General features: G+C 61.2%; 21 protein-coding genes. 13 read left to right on the top strand and 8 right to left on the bottom strand.

Annotated features, from left to right (window positions below; translation table 11 throughout):
* Genes lysA through HNR38_RS06730 form a run of 5 tightly spaced genes read left to right on the top strand, consistent with a single transcriptional unit; the run spans position 1 to position 5,291 of the window.
* On the top strand, positions 1–1,251 hold the full coding sequence (gene lysA, locus HNR38_RS06750; protein ID WP_183701099.1) for a diaminopimelate decarboxylase: 1,251 nt from the start codon (positions 1–3) through the stop codon (positions 1,249–1,251).
* Complete coding sequence (gene dapF / locus HNR38_RS06745) at positions 1,248–2,168, top strand: diaminopimelate epimerase (protein WP_183701097.1); 921 nt, start codon at positions 1,248–1,250, stop codon at positions 2,166–2,168. The genes lysA and dapF overlap by 4 nt, the downstream gene beginning before the upstream one ends.
* A 17-nt stretch (positions 2,169–2,185) precedes the next feature.
* Positions 2,186–2,938 (top strand): DUF484 family protein, encoded by a 753-nt coding sequence (locus HNR38_RS06740; RefSeq protein ID WP_183701096.1) that lies wholly within the window; start codon positions 2,186–2,188, stop codon positions 2,936–2,938.
* Positions 2,939–2,940: 2 nt separating this feature from the next.
* A complete protein-coding gene (gene xerC / locus HNR38_RS06735; protein WP_183702009.1) occupies positions 2,941–3,900 on the top strand; it encodes a tyrosine recombinase XerC in 960 nt (319 codons plus the stop codon).
* An 11-nt stretch (positions 3,901–3,911) separates the two neighbouring features.
* Positions 3,912–5,291, top strand: a complete 1,380-nt coding sequence (locus HNR38_RS06730; RefSeq protein ID WP_183701095.1) for a GGDEF domain-containing protein — start codon at positions 3,912–3,914, stop codon at positions 5,289–5,291.
* Positions 5,292–5,296: 5 nt separating this feature from the next.
* On the opposite strand, the gene HNR38_RS06725 is transcribed toward HNR38_RS06730, so the two are convergent.
* Positions 5,297–5,530, bottom strand: a complete 234-nt coding sequence (locus HNR38_RS06725; RefSeq protein ID WP_183701094.1) for a DUF2789 domain-containing protein — start codon at positions 5,528–5,530, stop codon at positions 5,297–5,299.
* Positions 5,531–5,624: 94 nt separating this feature from the next.
* Here HNR38_RS06725 and HNR38_RS06720 point away from each other — a divergent pair, with 94 nt between their 5' ends.
* Complete coding sequence (locus tag HNR38_RS06720; RefSeq protein ID WP_183701093.1) at positions 5,625–8,390, top strand: ATP-binding protein; 2,766 nt, start codon at positions 5,625–5,627, stop codon at positions 8,388–8,390.
* Between the two features lie 21 nt (positions 8,391–8,411).
* On the opposite strand, the gene HNR38_RS06715 is transcribed toward HNR38_RS06720, so the two are convergent.
* A complete protein-coding gene (locus HNR38_RS06715; protein WP_183701092.1) occupies positions 8,412–8,777 on the bottom strand; it encodes a hypothetical protein in 366 nt (121 codons plus the stop codon).
* Positions 8,778–9,006: 229 nt separating this feature from the next.
* Here HNR38_RS06715 and HNR38_RS06710 point away from each other — a divergent pair, with 229 nt between their 5' ends.
* Complete coding sequence (locus HNR38_RS06710) at positions 9,007–9,648, top strand: hypothetical protein (RefSeq protein ID WP_183701091.1); 642 nt, start codon at positions 9,007–9,009, stop codon at positions 9,646–9,648.
* Positions 9,620–11,854: a patatin-like phospholipase family protein gene (locus HNR38_RS06705; RefSeq protein ID WP_183701090.1), complete on the top strand. Its 2,235-nt coding sequence runs from the start codon at positions 9,620–9,622 to the stop codon at positions 11,852–11,854. The genes HNR38_RS06710 and HNR38_RS06705 overlap by 29 nt, the downstream gene beginning before the upstream one ends.
* A 22-nt stretch (positions 11,855–11,876) precedes the next feature.
* On the opposite strand, the gene cls is transcribed toward HNR38_RS06705, so the two are convergent.
* Positions 11,877–13,310, bottom strand: coding sequence for a cardiolipin synthase (cls, locus tag HNR38_RS06700; RefSeq protein ID WP_183701089.1), 1,434 nt, complete (start codon positions 13,308–13,310; stop codon positions 11,877–11,879).
* A 138-nt stretch (positions 13,311–13,448) separates the two neighbouring features.
* On the opposite strand from cls, the gene HNR38_RS06695 reads away from it, so the two are divergent.
* The 4 genes from HNR38_RS06695 to HNR38_RS06680 all read left to right on the top strand — a co-directional run bounded on the left by HNR38_RS06695 (position 13,449) and on the right by HNR38_RS06680 (position 16,937).
* Positions 13,449–14,249 carry an alpha/beta fold hydrolase gene (locus HNR38_RS06695; protein WP_183701088.1) on the top strand — a complete coding sequence of 267 codons (801 nt, stop codon included), beginning with the start codon at positions 13,449–13,451 and terminating at the stop codon, positions 14,247–14,249.
* 74 nt (positions 14,250–14,323) lie between these two features.
* Positions 14,324–15,409, top strand: a complete 1,086-nt coding sequence (locus HNR38_RS06690; protein WP_183702007.1) for an SMP-30/gluconolactonase/LRE family protein — start codon at positions 14,324–14,326, stop codon at positions 15,407–15,409.
* Complete coding sequence (locus HNR38_RS06685) at positions 15,406–15,876, top strand: acyl-CoA thioesterase (RefSeq protein WP_183701087.1); 471 nt, start codon at positions 15,406–15,408, stop codon at positions 15,874–15,876. Before HNR38_RS06690 ends, HNR38_RS06685 begins: the two co-directional genes overlap by 4 nt.
* Before the next feature lie 80 nt (positions 15,877–15,956).
* On the top strand, positions 15,957–16,937 hold the full coding sequence (locus HNR38_RS06680; protein WP_183701086.1) for an NADP-dependent oxidoreductase: 981 nt from the start codon (positions 15,957–15,959) through the stop codon (positions 16,935–16,937).
* Here HNR38_RS06680 and HNR38_RS06675 read toward each other — a convergent pair whose 3' ends face one another.
* The 5 genes from HNR38_RS06675 to speA form a co-directional block, all read right to left on the bottom strand.
* Complete coding sequence (locus HNR38_RS06675; RefSeq protein WP_183701084.1) at positions 16,938–18,788, bottom strand: cation:proton antiporter; 1,851 nt, start codon at positions 18,786–18,788, stop codon at positions 16,938–16,940.
* 21 nt (positions 18,789–18,809) lie between these two features.
* Complete coding sequence (tcdA, locus tag HNR38_RS06670; RefSeq protein WP_183701082.1) at positions 18,810–19,616, bottom strand: tRNA cyclic N6-threonylcarbamoyladenosine(37) synthase TcdA; 807 nt, start codon at positions 19,614–19,616, stop codon at positions 18,810–18,812.
* 230 nt (positions 19,617–19,846) lie between these two features.
* Entirely contained in the window at positions 19,847–20,485 is a 639-nt protein-coding gene (locus HNR38_RS06665) for a ChrR family anti-sigma-E factor (protein ID WP_183701080.1), read from the bottom strand.
* Entirely contained in the window at positions 20,482–21,081 is a 600-nt protein-coding gene (locus HNR38_RS06660; protein WP_183702005.1) for a sigma-70 family RNA polymerase sigma factor, read from the bottom strand. The genes HNR38_RS06665 and HNR38_RS06660 overlap by 4 nt, the downstream gene beginning before the upstream one ends.
* 145 nt (positions 21,082–21,226) lie before the next feature.
* Positions 21,227–23,134 carry a biosynthetic arginine decarboxylase gene (gene speA, locus HNR38_RS06655; RefSeq protein ID WP_183701078.1) on the bottom strand — a complete coding sequence of 636 codons (1,908 nt, stop codon included), beginning with the start codon at positions 23,132–23,134 and terminating at the stop codon, positions 21,227–21,229.
* 125 nt (positions 23,135–23,259) lie between these two features.
* Here speA and speE point away from each other — a divergent pair, with 125 nt between their 5' ends.
* The gene (speE, locus tag HNR38_RS06650) at positions 23,260–24,141 is read left to right on the top strand and encodes a polyamine aminopropyltransferase (RefSeq protein ID WP_183701076.1); all 882 of its coding nucleotides are present in this window, start codon (positions 23,260–23,262) and stop codon (positions 24,139–24,141) included.
* Positions 24,142–24,159 lie beyond the last annotated feature (18 nt).

The following is a 24,159-nucleotide window of genomic DNA, read 5'->3' as shown; positions in this document are numbered from 1 at the left end:
ATGGATCACTTCAATTACCGCAATGGCGAACTCTTTGCCGAGGACGTTCCAGTGGCGCGGATTGCCGAGCGTTTCGGAACGCCCGCCTATGTCTATTCCCGCGCCACCCTGGAGCGCCACTACCGGGCCTATGACAACGCGCTTGCCGGCCGGCCGCACCTGGTGTGCTATGCCGTCAAGGCGAACAGCAACCTGGCAGTGCTGAACGTTCTGGCCCGCCTGGGCGCGGGCTTCGATATCGTCTCTGCCGGTGAGCTGGAGCGGGTGCTGAAAGCCGGCGGCGATGCCGGCAAGGTGGTGTTTTCCGGGGTCGGCAAACAGGCCTGGGAAATGAAAAGGGCGCTGGAGGCCGGTGTCCGCTGTTTCAATGTGGAATCCGATACCGAACTGGATCGCCTGAACCAGGTGGCCGGTGAGCTGGGCGTGAAGGCGCCGATCTCCCTTCGGGTTAATCCGGATGTGGATGCGGGAACCCACCCGTATATTTCCACCGGACTGAAGGAAAACAAATTCGGCATCGACATTGCCGAAGCACCGCAGGTCTATGCCCGTGCTGCCAGCCTTCCGAATCTCGACATCCGGGGCGTGGATTGCCATATCGGCTCCCAACTGACCTCCGTGGCTCCCTTTCTGGATGCCCTGGACCGGGTGCTGGCCCTGATTGATACCCTCGCCGGGCAGGGCGTTGAAATACACCACCTGGACATCGGCGGTGGCCTGGGTGTCACTTACGAGGATGAGCAGCCGCCGCAGCCATCCGACTACGTGACGGCGCTGGCCGAACGTCTGGGCGACCGCCAGCTGGAACTGGTGATGGAACCGGGCCGTTCGATCGCCGCCAATGCCGGTATCCTGCTGACCCGGGTGGAACTGCTCAAATGCACGGAGCACCGTAACTTTGCCATCATCGACGCCGCGATGAATGACCTGATCCGACCGGCGCTGTACGGCGCCTGGCAGTCCATCATTCCCGTGCACCCTCACCAGGATGGCGACGAGAAGAACTGGGACCTAGTCGGCCCGATCTGCGAGACCGGGGATTTTCTCGGCAAGGACCGTCGTCTGCGCCTCAAGGCCGGTGATCTTCTAGCCGTGCGTTCCGCCGGTGCCTATGGCTTTGTGATGGCGTCCAACTACAACTCCCGTAACCGTCCGCCAGAGCTGATGGTGGACGGCGACCAGGTGCATGTGGTCCGCCGCCGGGAAACCCTGGACGATCAACTGGCACCAGAAAGCTGCCTGCCGGAATGACGGGGGAGGCGAACGTGAGTCAGCCAAGACGCAACCAGGGCCCGCTGCTTCGATTCACCAAGATGCAGGGGCTGGGAAATGATTTCATGGTGGTCGATGCGATCAGCCAGCCCTTCCGTCTGCGGCCGGACATGATCCGGGACCTGGCAGACCGGAATTTCGGTGTCGGCTTTGACCAGTTGCTGGTGGTGGAGCCGCCGGGGCTGCCGGATGTGGATTTCCGGTATCGCATCTTCAATGCGGACGGCTCCGAGGTGGAACAGTGCGGCAACGGTGCCCGCTGCTTCGCCCGCTTTGTCCGAGACCAGCGCCTGACCAACAAGCGGGTGATCCGGGTGCAGACGGCCAAAGGTGTTATTGAGCTGAAGGTGGGCCGGAACAACCTGGTGTCCGTCAACATGGGTGTTCCAGAGTTCAATCCGCCGGCCATCCCATTCGCTGCAGATTGCCGCAAGGAAGTCTATACCGTCGATGTGGGCGACCAGGTGGTCGAGCTTTCCGCGATTTCCATGGGCAACCCACACGGCGTGCTGCTGGTGGACGACGTTGATTCGGCGCCGGTGGCCAGTCTCGGCCCAATGCTTGAAAAGCACCCCAGGTTCCCGGCCCGGGCCAACATCGGGTTCCTGCAGATTCAGGACCGGGGACATGTCCGCCTCAGAGTCTTTGAACGCGGTTCCGGTGAAACCCTCGCCTGTGGCAGTGGTGCCTGTGCCGCGGTGGTGGCGGGTTGCCTGCGGGGCCTTCTCGACAATCGTGTTGAGGTGGAACTGCGAGGCGGCCGGCTGGTGATTGAATGGCAGGGTGATGGTACCCCTGTTATGATGGAAGGACCTGCAACCACGGTATTTGAGGGCCAGCTCAGGCTGCCGGCCGAGCCCCGTTCACGCCGTCGTAAAGGCCACGGAAAGTCCTGACACTCCAGGAGAGCACGATGACAGAACAAACGGCCCGGCAGAAGGCCGACGGACTCACCCGCGAGCAGGTCGCGGACTATCTTCGGGACAACCCCGACTTCTTTCTGGGGCAGGATGAGCTCTTGCGCAGCCTGACCCTTCCCCATGACAGCGGCCAGGCCATTTCGCTGGTGGAGCGTCAGGTGCACCTGTATCGCGAGCAGCGGGATACCCTGCGCCGGGAACTGGTGGAGCTGGTTTCCATTGCCCGCCACAACGACCGTCTGTTCGAGAAGAGCAAACGTCTGCTGTTGCAGGTCATCGAGACCAGGACTCTCAATGAGATGGCGGCTGCTGTCGACGACAGCATCCGGGGCGACTTCGGTCTGGATGCTGCCTCCATCCTGCTGTTCAGCGACACCGAGAACCCGGACCACGCCCAGGGTGCCCTGCACATCGTCAACGCCGACGAAGCGAGGGGACGCCTTGGCGGCCTGCTGGAAGGTGAACGGGCCGTCTGTGGCCAGTTCCGCGAGAGCGAGCGCCAGTTCCTGTTCCCGGACCGGGACGAGCCGATTGCCTCGGTTGCCCTGATGCCGCTGCGGCATCAGGGCCTGGTGGGTGTGTTCGCCGTGGGCAGTTGCCAGCCCGGTTACTTTGACCACAGCACAGGCTCTCTCTTCCTGGGGTATATCAGCGATACCCTGAGCCGTCTGTTGCCGCCCATGCTCCGTCAGCATGCCCGTACCGGCCCGACTTCCAGCATTGCTGTGGAGACCAGCCAGGGGTGACCATGTCCGGCCCGGAATTACCGGAGTCCCTGACCGGCCCACTGGCGGATTTTCTCCGTTACCTTGCCTCGGAGAAGCGCCACTCGGTTCATACCAGTGACAACTACCGGCGTGATCTCGAGCGGCTGGCTGCCTGGCTGGCTAGCCAGGACATCCATGCCTGGTCGGAACCGGGGATTCACCACATCCGTGGCCATGTGGCCAACCTGGCCCGTTCCGGTATGGGTTCCCGGAGCATTGCCCGTCATCTGTCCAGCATCCGCCGGTTCTATCAGTTTCTGTTACGTGAGGGCCTGGCTCGTGACAACCCGGCCCTGGATGTTCGGGCGCCCAAAACCGGCCGGCCCCTGCCCAAGGTGGCGGATGTGGATCAGGTTCAGCAGTTACTGGATACCCCGCCGGAGGATCCGCTTGAAGTTCGTGACCTGGCCATGCTGGAGTTGATGTACTCCTCCGGGCTGCGGCTGGCCGAACTGGCGGGGTTGGATCTGGAGGATCTGGACCTGCGAGCCGGAGAAGTCCGGGTACTGGGCAAGGGCAACAAGGAACGGTTGTTGCCGGTCGGCCGAAAAGCGCGCGAGGCCATTGAACGGTGGCTTGAAGTGCGCCGGCAATTGGCCCCGGAGCAGGAACCTGCAGCGTTCGTGGGCCAGCGTGGCAGGCGCCTGGGCCATCGCGGCATCCAGACCCGACTGGCTCGGTGGGGGCTGCGGGCAGGTGCTGACCAGCCTTTGCACCCACATCTGTTCCGCCACTCCTTTGCCAGCCATATGCTGGAATCCAGCGGTGACCTTCGGGCTGTCCAGGAGTTGCTGGGCCATTCGGACATAGCCACCACTCAAGTCTATACTCACCTTGACTTCCAGCATCTTGCCCGGGTTTATGACCGGAGTCACCCGAGGGCCAGGCGGCGAACTGGCAATATGAACGTGGATGACGACAATAACATGGACGATTTATAACGGAGCATTCCATGGCATCGGAAGAGTCCTGGAAGGATAAATACCTTCGGGAGATTGAGCAGTCAGAGCGGCAGGAAAAACAGTGGCAGGCAGAGCGTAATACCCTTGAACGTCTGTTGGTGCGCACCAGTCTGGCGTCGGAGGGGCAGTCAGAGCAGTTGGATGCGTTGCTTGCACAACTGCGTGAGGACCTCAGGAAGCGCAATGTGGATGTGGAAGCCTGGCGTAAGCTGCAGGAGGAGATTGACCTCCAGATTACCCTCTTGGACGAAAAATCCAGCAAGGATCATCGGGGAAAGCAACATGAAGCGCCTGATGATATGGAATTGGCTGATGCCGACGGCCAGCGCCTTCGGATTGCCCGACGGGTCGGCCAGTTACTCGGGCAGTTGCTGCGACAGGTGTCACTGGAAACGGAGGCCGAATCCCGGGCCCGGGGGCTTCAGAAAACGCTGATGTCCAGCAATGACTGGCCGGTCCTGCGTGAGGGGCTGGATCAGGTGGCGGATCTGGTGATTGAGACGGTGATCCGCAATCAGCGTGAGTTTGAGTCTTTTCTGAAGCGCCTGGACGATCGCCTGGAGGTCCTGCGCAAGCATTTTTCCGAGCAGTGCGATACGGTCGCCTCTCATCATGACGACACGGCAATCCTGGATCGGGAGATCCGGCAGGAATTGCAGCAGGTCAGTCAGGAAATCGCCGATAGTCAGGATCTGCAGGGGCTGAAGGCTTCGGTCAGCCGGCGCCTGGAGTTCATTGATAATGCGATGGAGCGTTTCCGTATCCGTGAGGAAGGCCGCGAGCAGTTCATCTCGAAGCAGGTGGATGCAATGCACGAAAAGCTGGCTGCTATGGAGGCACACTCCGAAAGCATGAAGGCCCAGATTCGCCAGGAGCGGGAACGGGCCATGACGGACCTGCTCACCCATCTGCCCAACCGTGAAGCCTGGCAGGAACGCCTGCTGTTTGAATACGAGCGCTGGCAGCGATATCAACAGCCACTGACGGTAGGGGTGATTGATATCGACCTGTTCAAAGTGGTCAACGATTCCTATGGACACAAAGCCGGTGACCGGGTGTTGCAACTGGTGGCGAGGGAATTACGCAGCCGGTTGCGCACGACGGATTTCGTCGCCCGGTACGGGGGGGAGGAGTTTGTGCTGCTGTTGCCCGAAACCACCCTGGAGTCCGCGCACGAGGTGATTGAACAGTTACGGGAGCATGTGGCCACACTGCCATTCCATTTCGGCGGGCAGCCGGTGAATATTACGTTCTCGGCAGGATTGACGGCCTTTCGGGAGGGCGACACTGAAGATTCGGTGTTCGACCGTGCGGACCGCGCCCTGTATCAGGCCAAGGACGCGGGCCGTAACTGCACGGCCATGGACTGATGGGGTCAGTGCCGCAGCAGGGCGTCGAGTTCGTCAATGAATTCGGCCCAGTCGCTGTCCTCCTCCAGACCCTCCTCCAGAAAGTGGGACTGGCCCTCGGACCAGAAAGGCGCATCCTGAATGGCCACCTCGCCGGGCAGGGGTGAATGCCGTGCCACGAAATCTTCGATACTGGCTTTGTCTGAAGGCAGGCCCAGTTGTTCGAACAAAGTGCTCAGATTGTGCTTGCTGGTATCCATGATCAACCCTCGTTTTAACGCTTTCGCTGAATGAAATCCCCGATCATTGCAGGTATGGTTTGCGGGATGCCGGACAACCTGCTGAGGATAACCCGTGACCTCTCGCTCACACCTACTGTATTGCCTGCTTTTGCTGCTTTTTCAAGGTCAGGTGCTGGCGGACCCTCCCCAGAGTTCGCCCGGACCTCAACTGAACGCCGATGATCTTGTCTGGCTGTCCGGTCAGGAAAGCTTCCGGGTGGACATCCAGCATAATCAGGTACCGCTGGTGTTCCAGGCCGGGGAGGAAGGGTTGGCCGGTATCTGGGTGGATTACCTGGATCGGCTTTCGGGCAAGCTTTCGGTTCCGGTCAATGCCTACCTCTCAGATGATACCCCGGAAACCGAAGGTGAACCGGATATTCTATTGACAACCCGGATCCCGGGGTCACCGGTTATTCCTGGCGTACGTCATACCGAACCGCTGATGACACTGACCTACGGAGTGTTTGTCAGCGCCGGCGATGTCGTCATCCGCAGTCTGTCGGACCTGGAGTCGATGAAGGTGGCCATTGTGGCCAATGACCCCAATCAGTTTCCCTTGCTTGATTCGGTGGAAAGCTTCACTCCGGTGACGGTGGACAGCCTGGGGGAGGCGGTCAGCCAGGTTCTTTCCGGCGAAGCGGATGCGTTCCTCGGGCCGGTTCCGGTGGTGTCTGATTATCTGGATTCGGCGATGATCAAGGGCATCGGGCTGGCGCTGGTTCTGGAGGATGAGCCTGTGGACGTGGTGCTTCAGGTGCCCACTGACAAAGAGCGGCTGTTCCGGGTCTTCGACCGGGCGGTTACCGCCCTCAGCCCCACGGAGCACCGCACGATCCGTCAGTCCTGGCTGGAAACCCGGCCGGTGGAGATGACCACCGACAGTCTGGAATTGAATGAGGCGGATCAGCAATGGCTGAAAAAACACCCCGGTCTTACCGTCGGGTTACGTCGCGACTGGCCGCCGTTCGAGTTTGAGCGGGATAACGGTCCTACCGGCTTGGTCTCTGACCTGCTGGACCGTCTGGAGCAGGATCTGGGCATCCGCTTCAACCGGATCGTGGTCAATGGCCGGGATTCGGCGGAGGAAATGCTGCAGAACGGGGAAATCGACATTATCCCCGGGATTTCCCGAACCCCGAGGAGTGAGCGGTCGTTCCTGTTCACCCGGCCCTATGTCACCGTACCCATTGCCCTGGTTATCCGTGATACCGGCCGGTTTATTGGTGACCTTCGGGAGTTACGCAATGAACGTGTCGGGGTCGTGAACCGCCACGCCAGTCATGACTACCTGCTGATCAATCATCCTGACCTGGATCTGTACCCACAACAGACGGTTGAGGATGGCCTTCTGGCCCTGTCCAATGGCGATCTGGATGCCATGGTGACCCATATACCGGCGGTGAGCTACACCGTGGCCCGGCTGGGTCTGTCGAACCTCCGGATTACCAGTATCACACCCTACGAATACGACCTGAGGCTGGCGGTGAGAACGTCCGACCGGGAACTGCACCGGATCCTGAACAAGGCCCTCAGTGGGCTGCGGCCGGAGGAGACTGAGGCCATCTACAACCGCTGGATTCATCTGGATATCGAGCAGGAAGCGGATTACACCGTTGTGCGCCGCATCATCATGATTGCCGTTCTGGTGGTGCTCATTTTCCTGTACTGGAACCGCAAGCTTTCACTGGAAGTGGATGAGCGCATCCGTTCGGAAAACGCGCTCCGCCGCAGTGAGGACGAACTTCGGGCCGCCAAGCTGGAAGCTGAACGGCTGGCCCGAGAGGCCGAAGGCGCCAGCCGAGCCAAGAGTGAGTTCCTGGCCAATATGTCGCACGAGATCCGCACCCCGATGAACGCCGTCATCGGCTACAGCGATCTGCTCTACAACTCGGTCACCGAGCCCCAGCAGCGCAACTACCTCAATGCCATCCGCGCCGGCAGCCGCAGTCTGCTGATGCTGATCAATGACATTCTGGATCTCTCGCGGATCGAGGCCGGCAAGATGCGTCTGGATTTTGCGCCGGTATCGGTGCGCCGGCTGCTCAGCGATGTCCGGCATATTTTCGATCTGCGGGCGACTGAGCAGGGGATTACCCTGGAAGTGAGCGTGGTTTCCGGTATGCCGGACGCGATGGTGCTGGATGAAACCCGGTTGCGCCAGGTTCTGTTCAATCTTGTCGGCAATGCCATCAAGTTCACCCATGAGGGGGGCGTGACGGTCCGTGCCAGGGCTACTGAGCTGGAGGAAGGTCGCACGGCAGATACCGACACCCGTTACTATCGGCTGGAGGTGACGGTCTCCGACACCGGTATTGGCATCCCGCCGGATCAGCAGGAACGTATTTTTGAGGCCTTTGAACAGCAGGAGGGGCAGAGTTCCCGTCGCTACGGTGGCACCGGGCTGGGGCTGGCGATCACCCGTAAACTGGTGGAAATGATGGGCGGACAGTTAACGGTGGAGAGCGAGCAGGAGGCGGGCTCCACCTTTACGGTCACCCTGCCAAGGGTGGAAGCTACAGTAGAACAGGCCCAGGACGACCAGGGTCCGCAGGAGTCGGAGCGCCTGCTGGCCCAGACCATGAGCATGCAGGAGCGGGGCTGGTTGCGCGAGCGTCTGGCGGATGACTTTGGCAACGAATGGCAGGACGTGCGTGAGAGTGGCGACCCGGAGCAGATGAAGGATTTCGCCCAGCGTGTACTGGCCTGGGGCGAGCACCACCGGTCATCCTCGGTGGTCAGTTATGCTGAAAAACTGCTGGCGGATATCGAGGCGTTCAATCTGGATGCGGTCAACAGTGCCCTGGACGCTTTCCCCCGACTGCTGGGTCGGGGGTAACCGGACAACAGACGGCGGGTGTCAGAGGCAGTCGAACTGGGAGCGACGGTCGAAGGCGACCGATACCATGTCGTAACCAGAATCCGACAGGCTACGGATTAGTTCACGGTTGCGCAGCAAGGCCATACAGGCTTTGTGTACGCTGGCCTGAAGCTGTTCGTTTTTGGGCTGTTCGTTGCGGAAACGGAAGTCCACAATCAGGTATTTCCGGTCCACAGTGGCGGCTTCGGGAATGTCCTGGCGTTCGACGCTTTCATAGCCGATATAGGTAACCTCGGCGCCTGCAAATACCTGGCTCATCAGTAGGTCGATGTTTTCCGCGCGTACCGGGCTGGCTGCAATCGCGGAGGTAATGGCGGTGATCAGGGCAAAGAATCGGATACGCATAGGCCTCTCCAGCGGGTCCGTCACTGGCTTCCGTTACATCCTGTAACGATTTATGTCGGAATTATGGCAGAGAGTGTCGCTCTGCGCTGCAGGTTTCAAGCTGTTTTTAAAATTTTTGCAATAATTGACGGTTCAAGGCCAAGCCAGTCCCTCGTTGCAGGGTCTGATCTGGTTGCGCTTTTCCGCTATGATGGATGCTGGAAATCGGAAAATGAGACGGGGAAATGGCATGTACCAGCTTGTGTTTAAAGGCGAGTGTACACCGGGGACCGATCCACAAGTGGCCAGGGACAACGCACGTAACCTGTTCAAGGCCAGTGTCGAGCAGATAGACCGGATGTTCAGCGGCCAGCCGGTGGTGATCCGCAACCGGCTTGAGCAGGTTCAGGCGGAAAAATACGAGGCGGTCATGCGCAAGCATGGCATGGTGGCCTATATCCAGCCGATGGCCGGAACCACGCCACCAAAACCGCCGCAAGCCCGTCCGGAAACGCCAACACAGCCGGCCTCCCAGAGCCGTCCCGCCGGAGATTCGGCCGGGTCTCCGGCTCCCTCTGAGACGACGTCCTCCTCTCAGCCGGTGGCCCGTGGCCAGGTACCCGACGTTGAGCCCGGCGACCGCCTGTCTCTGGCAGGTGAACGGGTGGACGATATTCTGGCCGGTTCCGGTCTTTCGCTGGACCCGGCGGGAGTGACGCTGGTGGAGCCGGAGGACGTGGCTGCCCCGGAATTCGAACATCTCGACGACTGGTCCCTGGCGCCTGCCGGTTCGGATATTGGTGTTGCGCGTGATCTGCCGCCACCGGCGGTGCCTGATGTGTCCCATCTTTCCCTGAAGGATGATGCCAACGACAACCAGAAGGAATCCTGACATCAATCGCCTGCCTCATACCCTTGTTCTTGCCCTGGCTTCCCTCCTGTTCTGTCTGCCGGGGCAGGCGGCTGAATCCCAGCGTCCCACGGTCGGTCTCGTGCTCAGTGGCGGTGGCGCCAAAGGTATGGCGCATGTGGGCGTCCTCCGGGTGCTTGAAGAGATGCGTATTCCGGTGGATCTGGTGGTCGGCACCAGCGCCGGCTCGGCGGTGGGCGCGCTCTATGCCACGGGGATGCCGGTGGAGGAGATCGAAGAGCGGTTTCTGGAACTGGACTGGCTGTCGAGCTTTCGTGACGATCCGGGCCGGGCTTTCAAACCGGTGCGCCGCAAACAGGATGACTGGCGGCTGCCGATGGTGCCGGGGCTGGGTGTGAGCAGCAACGGGTTTCACCTCGGAGGCGGCCTGATCGCTGGCCAGAACCTGGGGTTCATCCTCAATGAGCTGACCCGGAATGCTGCTCTGGTGGATGATTTTGACCGTTTGCCGATTCCTTTCCGGGCCGTTGCCACCGATCTGGAAACCGGCGAACCCGTGGTGATCGGGCAGGGCAATCTGTCAGAGGCGATCCGGGCCAGCATGAGCATTCCCGGCGTCTATGCCCCGGTGGAACGGGATGGTCACCTGCTGGTGGACGGGGGCGTTGCCAATAACCTGCCGGTCAGTGTGGCACAGTCCATGGGAGCCGATGTAGTGATTGCCGTGGACATCACCGATCCTTTGATGTCCAGTCAGGACATGCGTGAGGCCTTCACCGTCGTCGGCCAGCTCACCACCCTCCTGACGCGGCGCAACACAGAACGGCAACTGGAACTGCTCGATGAAGAGGATGTCCTGATCCGGCCGGACCTGGAGGGCTACTCCTCTGCCGATTTTTACGATGGGCCCGAGCTGTTTGAACTGGGTGCTTCTGCCACCAGGGATCATGCGGTCGCGATGAGCCATCTGGCGGTTTCCCGCGACGACTGGGACCAGTGGCGATCTGGTCTGGTCACCCGCAGTTGGGACAATCGACCGATCGCCCGGATCGAGTTGCGCCAGGATAACCAGTTGGCGAACAGGTTTCTCCGGGAACGTATCCGTCAGCGCGAGGGGCAGGTGCTCAATATTCTCCAACTGGAGGAGGACCTGAAACGGATCTATGGCCTGGGTTACTATGAAAATGTCTCCTGGTCAGTGGCCCCCTCGGATGAGGGGCCGGTACTGGTGATCCAGGCCCGGGAGAAAAGCTGGGGGCCCAACTATCTGGCGTTCGGTCTTAACTACGAGGACAACTTCGACGGCGACACCCGCCTGAATCTGGCTTCCGGTCTGCGCATGACCGAACTCAACAGCCTGGGGGCCGAGTGGCAGACCGGCCTGCAACTGGGCACCCAGCCGTGGGTGCGCAGCCAGTGGTACCAGCCGCTTGATTATGGCTATGACCGGTTTGCGGTTGCCGGTGTGGAATACCGACGCAACGATTACAGCCAGTACGAAAACGGCGAGCGGGTGGCCGAGATCGATGTCACCTATCGGCAGGTTGATCTGGCCCTGGGTATGGAACTGGGTGGCAGTGGCGAAGTGCGGCTGGGTTATGTCCGGGGCATTGCCACGGTGGACGATGCTCTGGGTGAGGCCGTGGTGCCGGACGATGATGTTCATCAGGGCTACCTCAAGCTGCAATTGGTGCACGATTCCCTGAGTGATGCTTTCTATCCCAAGCGGGGCGCATTCGCGGGTATTCGTGGGCGGATGGAGCGCGAGGGGCTAGGCTCGGACCGGGAGTTTGATGCCCTCAAAGGCATGCTGCTGGGAACCGGTAGCTGGCAACGCTTCAATTTCACCGGGCTTGCCTGGGCCCGCAAGGTGACCCGGGGGGAAGCCGGGATCGAAAATGCCGCCCGACTGGGTGGTTTCCGGCGTCTGTCAGCCTATGCGCCCGGGGCCATTACCGGTAACGATGCGGCCTTGATGTCGCTGTATGCCCGGCGTGAATTCGGAGGGCCAGTGATGCCCTGGTTTGCCGGCGTTGGTTTCGAAACCGGTAATGCCTGGGACAGTGTCGATGACGCCACCTGGTCCGGCCTGGTGCGCTCATGGAGCCTGTTTGCCGGTGTCGATACCTTCCTTGGCCCAGTCCAGCTCGCTGGGGCCTACAACAACGAGGACGACTGGGCGGCCTACGTGAATATTGGTTTCTCTTTCACCCAGCTGTTCTACTGATACGTCCGGACAAGGGTGTTGGTTACAGCAGGGGTGCCAACAGCCGGACCGCGCGGCAGCCAAGACGGAACGCCACCGAACGGTCCCTGTAATCGCTTTCGGTCATCAGTCGGGCGCTGCCGAAATCCTCTGTGAGCATGGTGTCCACCTGATTGATAAATCTCTGGCTGGTGTTGATGGCGCTGATCTCGAAATTCAGCCGCATGGAACGGTTGTCCATGTTGGCGGTGCCAATGGCTGCATAGCGGTTATCGACGAGGATGATCTTCTGGTGCATGAAGCCGGGTTGGTATCGATAGATGCCGACACCAGCCTGACAGGCCTGAACCAGATAGGAGTAGGCAGCCAGTCCGATCAGCCGGCTGTCGGATTTTTCGGGGATCATGATGCGCACGTCCACCCCCCGCAGGGCCGCCAGTTGCAGGGCATTCATTACCTGGAAATCCGGCACGAAATAGGGTGAGGCGACCCATATCCGGGTGTGGGCGTTGTTGATGCAGTTCAGGAAAAACAGCGTGCAGGTTTCCCAGGTGTCGGCCGGCCCCGTGGGCAGAATCAGAACCTCCTCGTCGCCTGGCGGCTCGGACACCGGAGACCAGTCCAGTTCCGGCTTGACGGCGCTGGCCCAGTTCCAGTCCTCCAGCCAGGCGAGCTGAAGGCCGGTCACTGCCGGACCTTCAACGCGACAGTGGGTGTCGCGCCAGGGTTCCTGGTCCATGGCCGTGCCCAGGTACTCATCCCCCAGATTGATGCCGCCGACAAAGCCCACGCGGCCGTCACAGATCAGGAGCTTACGGTGGTTGCGGAAGTTGATCTGGAAGCGTCGCCGGCGGATATTGCCGTTGCCAAACGAGGCCATGCGGGCACCGGCTTCAGACAGCTCCTTGCGCCAGCGCCTGGACAGCGCAACGCTGCCGATGTCGTCATACAGGAACCAGACCTGGACGCCCTGGGCCAGTTTGCGCTCGAGAATCGACTTGATCCGTTGGCCCACCCGGTCCGAGCGGACGATGTAGAATTCCAGCAGGATGTAGTGTGTGGCGTTTTCCATGGCATTGAACAAGGCTTCGAATGCCGCTTCACCATCCCGCAGCAGCGTGCAGTGGTTGCCGCCGGTAAAGGGCTGTCGGCCCAGGCGGGAAAGAACCTGCAGGTCGTTGTTGAAAGCCTCCTGTCCGGGGTGGGGAATGGAGGTGCTCTGGCTTTCAAAGCGGTCCAGCAGACTGGTTAACGCCCGGTTCCCCATTCGCCGGGCCTTGACGTAGCCGCCGAAACGGTGGCGTCCGAACAGCAGGAACAGGGGCACCGCCAGATACGGCAGCCCGATCAGGGCGATGATCCAGGCGATGGCTCCCTGTGCGGTCCGGTAGCTGAGCAGGATGCGGTAGATGCAGCCCGCTGCGGCCAGGTAGAGCAGGGCAAGGGGAATCGCCAGCAGGGTCAGGTTGCCGGTCATATGGGTAGGGCCCCGCAGTTATTTGCATGGATGGTTCCGTCTTTTTACCGGATCGCCCGGGCCAGCGCAAAACCTTGCCTCTATTACTGGGACTGGTACTGTAGCCGTTTTAACTGTCTGACCGGAGGCTTTCGGCCCATGAGTGTCGAACTGAATCATCGCGTCAGTGGTCACGGAGAACCACTGATCGTACTGCACGGACTTTTCGGTTCCCTGGATAATCTGGGAATCATCGCCCGGCAACTGGAGGACAGCTGGCAGATCCATGCGCTGGATCTCCGGAACCATGGCAGCTCACCTCACACCGATGACATGGATTATCCGTCGATGGCCTCGGACGTGGTGGCTTACATGGACAGTCAGGGCATCGACCGGGCCAGTATCCTTGGCCATTCCATGGGCGGCAAAGTGGCCCTCCAGGTGGCGCTGTCCTTTCCGGAGCGTGTGAGTGCCATCATTGCAGCGGATATTGCGCCGGTGACCTACCATCCCCGGCATGACAACGAGCTTGAGGGCATGAAAACCCTGGACCTGGCCGGGGTGAAGTCCCGCCGGGAAGCCGAACAGCAACTCTCCGAATACGTGCCGGAACCCGGCGTCCGCCAGTTTCTGCTTAAAAACCTTGAACGTATTCCCAAAGACCAGCAGACCGGAGACGGGCATCTGTTCCGCTGGCGCCTGAATCTGCCGGTTCTGGGCGGCTGTTACAACAATCTCGCTGCCGCTCCGGAGGGTGATGGGCCATTCGAAGGGCCGGTGCTGTTCATCAAGGGGGCGGACTCCGCCTATATCCAGGACAAACACAGGGACGCCATCAAGCGTCTGTTCCCGGCCGCCGAACTTGAGGTCCTGGAAGACACCAGTCACTGGCTGCACGCACAGAAGCCGGAAGCGTTCGCCGCTTTGTGCCGGCAGTTCCTTGAGGCATCCTGTCCCTAGGACGTTTCTGGTATGGTGAACAGACTCCGCAATGGAAGCGTACCCAACCCGCGAAAACGGATCTGGCGCTCATGATGAAATGGTTTCTGATGGCTTTGCTGGTGGTGTTTGTTCTGCTGGGGGGCTTTTTGCTCACACCATCACCGATTGACAGCAAGGCCTGGAAGACACCGGCACCGCCGGCAATGACCGGTACCCTGGCACCGAATGAGCGCCTGCGCCTGTCCGAGTTGCTGGCCCGGGGGCAGGTATCGGCTCCCGAGGATGTGGCCGTGGCGTCCGATGGCACGGTCTACACCGGTACCGCCGATGGCTGGATTGTACGGATCCTGCCGTCCGGTCAGACCGATCGCTGGCTGCAAACCGGTGGTCGCCCCCTGGGGCTGGTGTTTGATGGCCAGGGCAACCTGATCGTGGCGGATGCCGAACGGGGGCTGCTGTCTGTGACCCCGTCCGGTGATATCACCACGCTGACCCGGGAGGCCCGGGGCACCCTCTTCCGGCTGACCGACGATGTGGATGTGGCGTCGGATGGCCGGATCTATTTCACCGATGCCAGTTCCCGTTTTTCCCTGTCTGATTATACCTTTGACCTGCTGGAGATGCGCCCTCACGGTCGTCTTCTGCGCTACGATCCGGCCACGGGAAGAACCGAAGTGTTGCTCGGCAACCTGCATTTTGCCAATGGTGTGGTGGTCTCCCCCGATGGCAGCTACGCCCTGGTCAGCGAAACCTGGAAGTACCGTATTCTCAAATACTGGATCACCGGCCCGAGGGCCGGCCAGGCGGAGGTGTTCGCCGCCAACCTGGCCGGATTTCCGGACAATCTGTCAGTGGACAGCGACGGGCGTTACTGGGTAGCCTTTCCCGCGCTGCGGGACCGGAGCATTGATGCCATGCATGGAAGTCCCTGGCTCAAAGACCTGGTGGCGAAGCTGCCTGAGCGCCTGCGTCCGCAACCGAAAAGTTATGGCCTTGTGGTGGCCTACGACGACCAGGGCAAGGCACTGATCAGCCTGCAGGATACCCGGGGCAGCCACCTTGGGGCACTGACGTCGGTGACCCCGGTCCGGGATGGCCTGTATTTTGGCTCACTGCACAAGGACCGGATCGGCTGGCTGCCTTTCAAAGCCATCCCCGGCCTGGGAGAACAACCATGAGCGAACAGCCATCGCTGAACTGGGATCTGCCGGATCCTTTTACCATGACCATCACCGTTCGCCCGGACGATACCGATCGCCTGGGTCACGCCAACAACGTGGTTTATGTCCGCTGGCTGGAAGACGTCAGCTGGGCCCATATTGATTCGCTGGGCATGACCTGGGCACTGCACGAACAGACGGGCAAAGCCATGGCTATTACCCGCACCGAGGTGGATTACCTGATGGCGGCCAATGCCGGCGACGAGCTGGTGCTGGGGACCTGGCTGACGGACTGGGACGGGCGCTTCCGGTCTGCCCGCCAGTTCCAGCTGATACGGCCCGCGGATGGGCGCACGCTGCTGCGGGCCCTGTCCACCCACGCCTGTGTTGACCTCAGGTCCCAGCGCCCCTCGCGGGCGCCGGCGGAGTTCGCACGGATTCTGTCATCGGCCATGGTGACCGGCGGGCGAGGCTTTCCAGGCTGAGACGACCGCCCCCATTATCTGCTAGTCTGACCCATTGATGCCGGCCTCCTGGCCATCGCCCACACCTTCTGGAGAGACCCATGGAATCATCTGCTGCTAGCCAACCGAGCGTGATGCGTCACATTGAGTACGACCGCTTTGGCGACCGGGACGTGCTGACCCTGTCGGAATCTCCGATACCCCAGCCGGCGGAAGGGCAGGTGCTGGTGCGCCTGCATGGCGCGGGGCTGAATCCCATCGACTGGAAAACCCGCAAGGGGCTGGGCTTTGCCGCCCGGCAGATCGAGAGCCACCTGCCTTGGACCCCGGGTTACGACGCCGCCGGTGAGATTGTGGCTGTGGCCGAAGACGTCACCACCCTGGCCCCTGGTGACCGGGTGATGGGTATGATCGGCTTTCCGGCCGGCGGTGGCGCCTATGCCGAATACGCGGTGGCCGCGGCTGACGAACTGGCCATCGTGCCGGATGAGCTGGATCTGGTGACCGCCGCCGGCATTCCGCTGGCTGCGCTGACCGCATGGCAGGGGCTGTTTGAGGTGGCTCGCCTGGAGCCGGGTCAGAAAGTGCTGGTGCACGCCGGCGCTGGCGGAGTGGGGCATTTCGCCGTGCAGTTTGCCCTGGCCCGCGGTGCCCATGTGATTGCCACCGCCTCGGCGGCCAACCGCGACTTCCTGGCGGAACTGGGGGTTCATGAAGTCATCGACTACCACACCACGGATGTGGTGGATGAGTGTTACGGCCTGGATGTGGTCCTGGACCTGGTGGGTGGCGAGACCGGCAAACGTTCGCTGCACACCCTGGGCGAGACCGGCGTCCTGGTGACCATCCCCACAGTGACCGCCGACGACATCGTCAGCGAAGCCGAAGCCATGGGGCTGCGGGCCCACGGCATGACCGTCCGCCCGGATGCTTTTCATCTGGATGAGATCGCCGAGCTGATCGAAGGCGCCGAGGTCAAGGTCCACATCGACCAGAGCTTTCCTCTGGATCAGGCCAGTGCCGCCCATGAAAAGCTTGAGGGCGGCCATGTGCGTGGCAAGCTGGTACTCGACTGCCGCTGATCAACTGCTCTTCTGGGAGGCCTCCCGGGACTCCTGACTGACGCCCTCACGCTCTTTCTGGGGCTGGGGCGGCACCAGGCTGATCAGTTGCCAGTCGGGGCCGGGTTTCAGGTCTTCCATATCCCGGATCGGATGGATGTGCTCCCGGTCATCAATGGTGAACAGTACCAGGGCCTGGCCGTTGTGCCGTGCCAGAAACTGCTCGTAGCTGAATTCCTCGCGCAACTGGGTCGTCTTGATGGTATAGCCCTGGCTGACCAGGCTGGCCAGCTTGGCGTAGCTGACGCCATCAAACAGTCCGCGGGTGCGCTGAACCTTGCCCGCAGTCTGCAGACGTGCCCGCTGTTCCTGGTCTCCCTCGGCCAGGCTGAAGACCGAGCCTTCCCCGAACCAGTCCAGAAAGTGATAGGTCGCCAGTGAGTTGAGCTGCTTGTAAGGCGACAGCACCAGCAGATTGCCGATGCCTGTCAGGTCCATGTGAGTGGCGGCGTGTTCGGACACCGGGTTGCCGAAATAGACGCGCAGGTCTTCCATCCGGGCCTGGCGGGCGTTTTCCCAGTTGGTATCCGTCAGCATGACCGGGATGTCGTGTTTCTTCAGGGCCTGGGCAATGCGCCGGGCCACCTGATTGGCACCGAGAATCAGGAAGCCGTGAGCGGGCGGTTCCTGGACTCCCAGCAGGCGCGCCACCGGCCGTGCTGTCAGGCTCTGCAGGGTTACCGTGGTGATGATCAGCATGAACACCAGAGGTACCAGAATGCCCGCTTCCTCATAGCCGGCCCGTTCAAGCTGAAACGCGAACAGGGCCGACACCGCCGCGGCCACAATGCCCCTGGGCGCGATCCAGCTCAGGCAGAGCTTTTCCCGCCAGTTCAGGGAAGTGCCGATGGCCGACAGAAAGATGCTTGCCGGCCGGGCGATCAGCATCAGGCACGCCAGAACGCCCACCAGGCCCCAGCCCAGCTCGGCAATGGCGGTGAACTCGACCCGGGCTGCCAGAATGATGAACAGGGCGGAAATCAGCAGAACGCTCAGCGATTCCTTGAATTCCAGGATGCTGTCGATGGGCACCTGTTTCATGTTGGCCATCCAGATGCCCATGACAGTGACCGTCAGCAGTCCGGACTCATGGGCCAGTTCGTTGGACAGAGCGTAGACCCCGAGCATGAATGTCAGGGTGCCGGCGTTGTGCAGGTACTGGGGTATCCAGTGCTTGCGCAGGGCCAGGCCGTTCAGGTAACCCGCTCCCGCACCGACCAGGAAGCCAACCAGAACCGTCTTGAGGAAGATATAGACGGCGTGCCCGAAAACGTTGCCCTGGCCCCAGGACAGGATGCCCTCAAAGACGAGGACCGCGAGCAGGGCGCCCAGAGGGTCAATGATGATGCCTTCCCAGCGCAGGATGTTGGCAATGGTGGAGGTAGGGCGGACGGCGCGAAGCAGAGGGGCGATCACCGTCGGCCCCGTAACCACCGAAATGGCACCGAACAGCAGCGCGACTTCCCAGGAGGTATCCAGAATCCAGCGGGCCGCCAGGGTGCCGACCAGGCAGGTTACAACGGTGCCGACCGGGATCAGATTGCGCACCATGCGGCCATGGGCCCGGATTTCTTCGGCGCGCAGGGTCAGGCTGCCTTCAAACAGGATAATGGCTACGGCCAGGGATACCACCGGGAACAGCAGGTCTCCGAAAACCGCCTCAGGCTGCAGGAAGCCGGTGACCGGGCCAGCGACGATGCCGCCAGCCAGCAGAAACAGAATGGCCGGCATGCGCCAGCGCCAGGCCAGCCACTGACAGAAAAGAGAAATGACACCGATACTGGCCAGGATCAAGGCAATGCTTGCGGGCATGAAGAGTTTCCGTGTCGTTGATTACGGGTTGGCGCGCCGGGCAATGCGGTTGAGCAGCCGGGCGGCGGCGAAAAATCCGAAACTGGCGGTTACCGGACTGGCGGCCCCAAAGCCGGAGGCGCAGTCCAGCCGGACCGGGCCATCGGTGGCCGGTTTCTGCTGACAGACCCCACCATCGGCGTCGGGGTAGGTCAGCTGCTCCAGAGAGTATACCGCTTCCACACCAAAGCGCCTTTTGGGGTTGCGGGAAAAACCGTAGTGACGGCGCAGCATGTTACGCAGTTTTGCCAGAAGCGGGTCCTGGGTGGTCTTGCTGAGATCGGCCACACGGATCTGCGTGGGGTCCATCTGGCCGCCGGCGCCGCCGGCGCATACCACCGCGATTTTCTGCCGCTGGCAGTGGGCGATCAGTGCAGCCTTGGCCTTAACGCTGTCGATGGCGTCCACCACGCCGGTCATTTCGGGGGGGATCAGTTCCTGAACGTTGCGAGGGGTCAGAAACTCGAAATGCACCCGGATATCCGCTGACGGATTGATGGCCCGCAGGCGCTCGGCCATGGCGTCTGTCTTGGTACGGCCATACTGCCCCTCAAGGGCATGCAACTGACGATTGGTATTGGACACGCAGATGTCATCCATATCGATCAGGGTCAGCGTGCCCACACCACTTCGGGCCAGGGCCTCGGCAGCCCAGGAGCCGACACCGCCAAGGCCGACGATGGCAACATGGGCCTGCCGGAAGGCTGCAAGCCCCTCGCGGCCATAAAGCCGCTCGATACCCCCGAAGCGGAAACTGAAATCATCGTTGGCCTGATCGGGTGTCGTCATGGGTGTGCATTCGCCGGTCATGGATAAAAGAATTCAAAGGGGAATTTTACCTGACTCACCCCGCGCCCGGCCAAGGTTTGGCAAATAAAGTGTGGCTAAAGCAGAACTACGGTCTCCCGGTTGCCCGCTTCCCGGCGGGCAACCGGCCGCAGTTTGTTGAGCCAGATGGCCGGGTTGCCTGTATGAGGCAGGCCGTCATGTAACGGGAGGGATAGGAATGATCACGGCGATCACCGGATAAACGGATTCAGAAACCGGGTAAAGGTGCCGGTCAGCTTCAGCGGGGCGCTCAACACCGACAGGGTGATGCAGTCCTCGTGTCCGACCGCAACCGGGCGGTGTTCATCGTTGTGATCCAGGCAGACGAAGTCCCACTGGTTGAACACGCCGTTCTGATCGCTGAACGCGCCCTGAAGGATAATCGTGGTTTCGTCACCCCGGTGGGTGTGGGCTGGCGCCTTGCCACCGGCCGACAGTTTCTGCAGCACAACCTGTTCACTGCGGTCGCCGAATTTGGCAGTGATGTCCAGCACGCTGACATCGCCCAGCTGTCGCTTCCACGGCAGGTCATTGATGTCCTGTCCCAGCAGTTTCTGCAGCGGGTTCTGGCGCGGTTTGTAAGCCACCGGGGATGCCATCTCGGGGCCGGCATCAATGCGGGCCATCAGTTGTTCGAAGCTGCCGTCGTCCACGGAGACAGTTGGCTGGTGATCCATCATCACGGCGCCGAGGCTGTCCAGGGTATCCACCCGGCTGCGGCAGTGGGGGCACTGGTCCAGGTGCAGACGGATACACAGGGCACGGGCCTCACTGAGATTACCTGCGCTGTACTCCATCAGAGTTAGGCTGTCAGGATGGTGCCTTGTCATACGTTCTGATCCTGCAAAATCACTTTCAGTTTGTTCAGTGCCAGGCGAACCCGGCTTTTGACGGTACCCAGAGGAATGCCCAGCTCGTCCGCGACCATCTGGTGCGACTTGTGTTCCATGTAGACCTTGGCGATCACGGTGATCTGCTCTTCCGGCAGGTGGCTCAGTGACTCCCGGATACGACGCTCGGACATCAGACGGTGCAGGGAGGTGACCGGATCGTTCTCATTGTCACCGGGAATCTGCCACAGATCCTCGGTTTCGACGTTCATCTCGGCACTGCTCCGCTGCATCTTGCGCAGCATGTCGATGCGCTGGTTACGGGCGATGGTGAAAATCCACGTGGAAGCCGCTGCCTTGCGCCAGTCATAGAGACAGGAACGGCGCCAGATCGAGATGAACACCTCCTGCACCAGTTCCTCGGCATGGCTCGCCAGTCCGTTGGAAATGGCGTAATACTTGATCTGTGGTGCAAACTGCTTGAACAGGGCCTGGTAGGCCTCTCTGTCCTGATGTTTGCCGACGCGTTCCAGCAGGGCGCCCCAGGGGTCTTTTCGACCCTCGGACTTTGCCGGTTGCTGATCCAGTGTGGTCACCGGACGCTCCTTGACAGTCACGTGATGTGAGCGGGTTTTTGTGGCAATCATTCTAGGCACTCATCGCTGTTTTGTCAGTTAAGTCGATTACGTGCCTCTGCAATAAGTGGATCGCTCCGGAATGAAAAAAGTTCCCGAAACGCTGTCAGTCTTCCAGGTAGGTATACCCTTCCAGGCCTGCTGCCAGTTCTGCCAGTAGCTGTTGCTGGCGGGGGCCATCGAGGCTACTGGCGGCAAACTTCCGGCGGTAGGATTCCAGCAGAGCGGCGGGCTGGAAGTTGACGTACTGGAGTACCCGGGCAACGGTATCGCCGGTAAAACTCTCGCTGATGTCGTAATCACCCTGATCGTTGGTTCGGACATCCACCGAGTGGGTGTCGCCGAACAGGTTGTGCATGTCGCCGAGGATTTCCTGATAGGCGCCGGTCATGAAGAAGCCCATCAGCAGGGGCTGATCCGGCCGGTGCTCCGGCAATGGCAGCGTGGTTTCGATGCCCTGTCCATCCACGTAGTGATCAATCCGGCCATCGGAATCGCAGGTGATGTCCTGGATCACCGCGCGCCGGGTCAGGGGGCGGTTCAGTCCGTTGATGGGCATGACCGGAAAAATCTGGTCAATGCCCCAGACATCAGGCAGGGACTGGAACAGGGAAAAATTGACGAACAGTTTTTCGGCCAGCTTTTCGTTGAGCTCGTCAATGATTTCCCGGTGGGCCCGGTTACTGGCATCCAGCTGCCCGCGGAGCTGACGGCAGCAGTTCATGTAGAGGGTTTCGGCGTGTGCCCGGTGGGACAATGACAGCAAACCGTGGGCAAACTGGGCATGGACATCCGCCATAGCGTGAAGTACGTCATGGTGGATTTCGACCAGCGAACGCCCGGAGCTCATGTCGTCCAGGTTGGCCAAATCCCGCCAGAGGTCTTTCAGTGGCGCCGGGGCGTCCTCATCCGGTTCGACCGGTTGCTGCCGGACCGGCGTTTCCCGGTCAATGACATTGGTGATCAGAACCGAGTGATGGGCTGTCAGCGCACGGCCGGATTCGCTGATCAGATTCGGGTGGGGGGCGCCCAGCCGGTCGCACTCCGCCTGCATGACATGAACCACGTTGTAAGCGTATTCCGCCACGCTGTAGTTCATCGAGCAGCTGCTGCGGGAGCGGGTCCCTTCGTAGTCCACGCCCAGACCACCGCCAATGTCGACGGTGCCCACCGGGGCGCCGAGGGCGTGCAGTTCGGTGTAGAAGCGGGCACATTCGCGCAAGCCGGTCTGGATGTCGCGGATATTGGCGATCTGGGAGCCGAGGTGGAAGTGCAGCAGTTGCAGGCAATTCAGGGCGCCGGCGTTTTCCAGTGTCCGGACCACATCCAGCACCTGGCTGGCAGACAGGCCAAACTTCGACTTTTCCCCGCCGGTGTTCTGCCAGTTACCCTTGCCGATGGTTGCCAGGCGCGCCCGCACGCCAATCAGCGGGGATACACCCAGTTTGCTGGCTTCTTCAAGAATCAGGGGCAGCTCGGACTGTTTCTCCACCACGATGAATACTCGCAGGCCCAGGGACTGGCCGATCAGGGCCAGGCGGATGTATTCCCGGTCCTTGTAGCCGTTACAGACGACCACCGACCCCGCCTGGGGCGCCATGGCCAACACCGCCATCAGTTCCGGCTTGCTGCCGGCCTCAAGCCCGACCTGACCGCGGGCGCCGGCCGGCTCTGCAGCCAGCAGTTCTTCCACAACCCGGCGCTGCTGATTCACTTTGATCGGGTAGACGGCGGTGTAGTGGCCGGTATAGCCCTGTTCGTCGAGCACGCGGTTGAACGCGTTGCACAGGGTGTTGACCCGGTCGTGAAGGATGTCCGTGAAACGCACCAGTACCGGCAGGGCGATGCCCTCCCGGTGCAGGCGGGCCGCCAGATCCGGCAGGCTGATCCGGGCCGGGCCCTGTCCGCGGTCTGGGCGGATTTCCACGTCGCCGTCGGGGGTGACCGAGACGTAGCCATCGCTCCAGTGAGCGATGTTGTAGACCTTGTGGGCAGCGGGCACGGACTCTGGCATTGTTGCTATCCTGAAAAATAGGCGGGCAGGGTACAGGCGCATTGTAGGAGGTGACCGGTGACCCTACAATACGGGCCTTTCAACAGGCCGGTCACCGCCATTCAGGCAACCATTGGGAGACAGAGATGACGGCATTGAACGAAGGCTGGTTCACTGAGGTGTTTCAGGATCAGGGTACGGCTTTTTCCCTCCAGGTAAAGCGCAAGCTCCATGAGGAACAGACCCCGTTCCAGAAGCTTGAAATCTATGAAACCGAGACCTTCGGCAACCTGATGGTGCTCGACGGCTGTGTCATGCTCACATCCCGTGACATTTTCCTGTACCACGAAATGATGACGCACCCGGCACTGTTCACCCATCGCCAGCCCCGCAAGGTGGTCGTCATCGGTGGTGGTGACTGCGGTACCCTGCGCGAGGTACTCCGGCATCCCGACGTGGAGGAGGCCTGGCAGATCGAGATCGACGAACGGGTCACCCGCGCTTCCGAGAAGTACTTTCCGGAGCTGTGCGAGGCCAACGACGACCCCCGGGCCAACTTCTTTTTCGGCGACGGTGTCCAGTGGATCCGGGATATCGAGCCTGACAGCGTGGATGTGATCATCGTCGACAGTACCGACCCGGTTGGCGCCGCTGAAGGTCTGTTCGCACTGGATTTCTATCGCGACGCCATGCTGGCCCTCAGGGAAGGCGGCATCATCGTCCAGCAGAGTGAATCGCCCCTGCTGCATACCGACACCATCATCCGGGATATTCATACCGATATGCGAAAGGCGGGCCTGACCCAGGTACGCACCCTGCCGTTCCCGCAACCGGTCTATCCCACTGGCTGGTGGAGTTGCACCCTGGGCAGCAAGGAAAACCCGCTGATGTATTTCCGTGAGGAGGACGCCGACAACCGCGCGTTTGTCACCCGCTACTACAACAGTGGGGTTCACAACGGCGCCCTGGCGATGCCGCAGTTCATGGTGGATGCCCTGGAGGATGAGGTGCGGCCGGAGGAAGGCTGAAGGTCGGGGTGGGTCACA

Source organism: Marinobacter oulmenensis, from assembly GCF_014201735.1.
Lineage (GTDB): Bacteria > Pseudomonadota > Gammaproteobacteria > Pseudomonadales > Oleiphilaceae > Marinobacter > Marinobacter oulmenensis.
The sequence above is the reverse complement of the archived record's forward strand: the minus strand, read 5'-3'. Positions and strand labels throughout refer to the sequence as shown.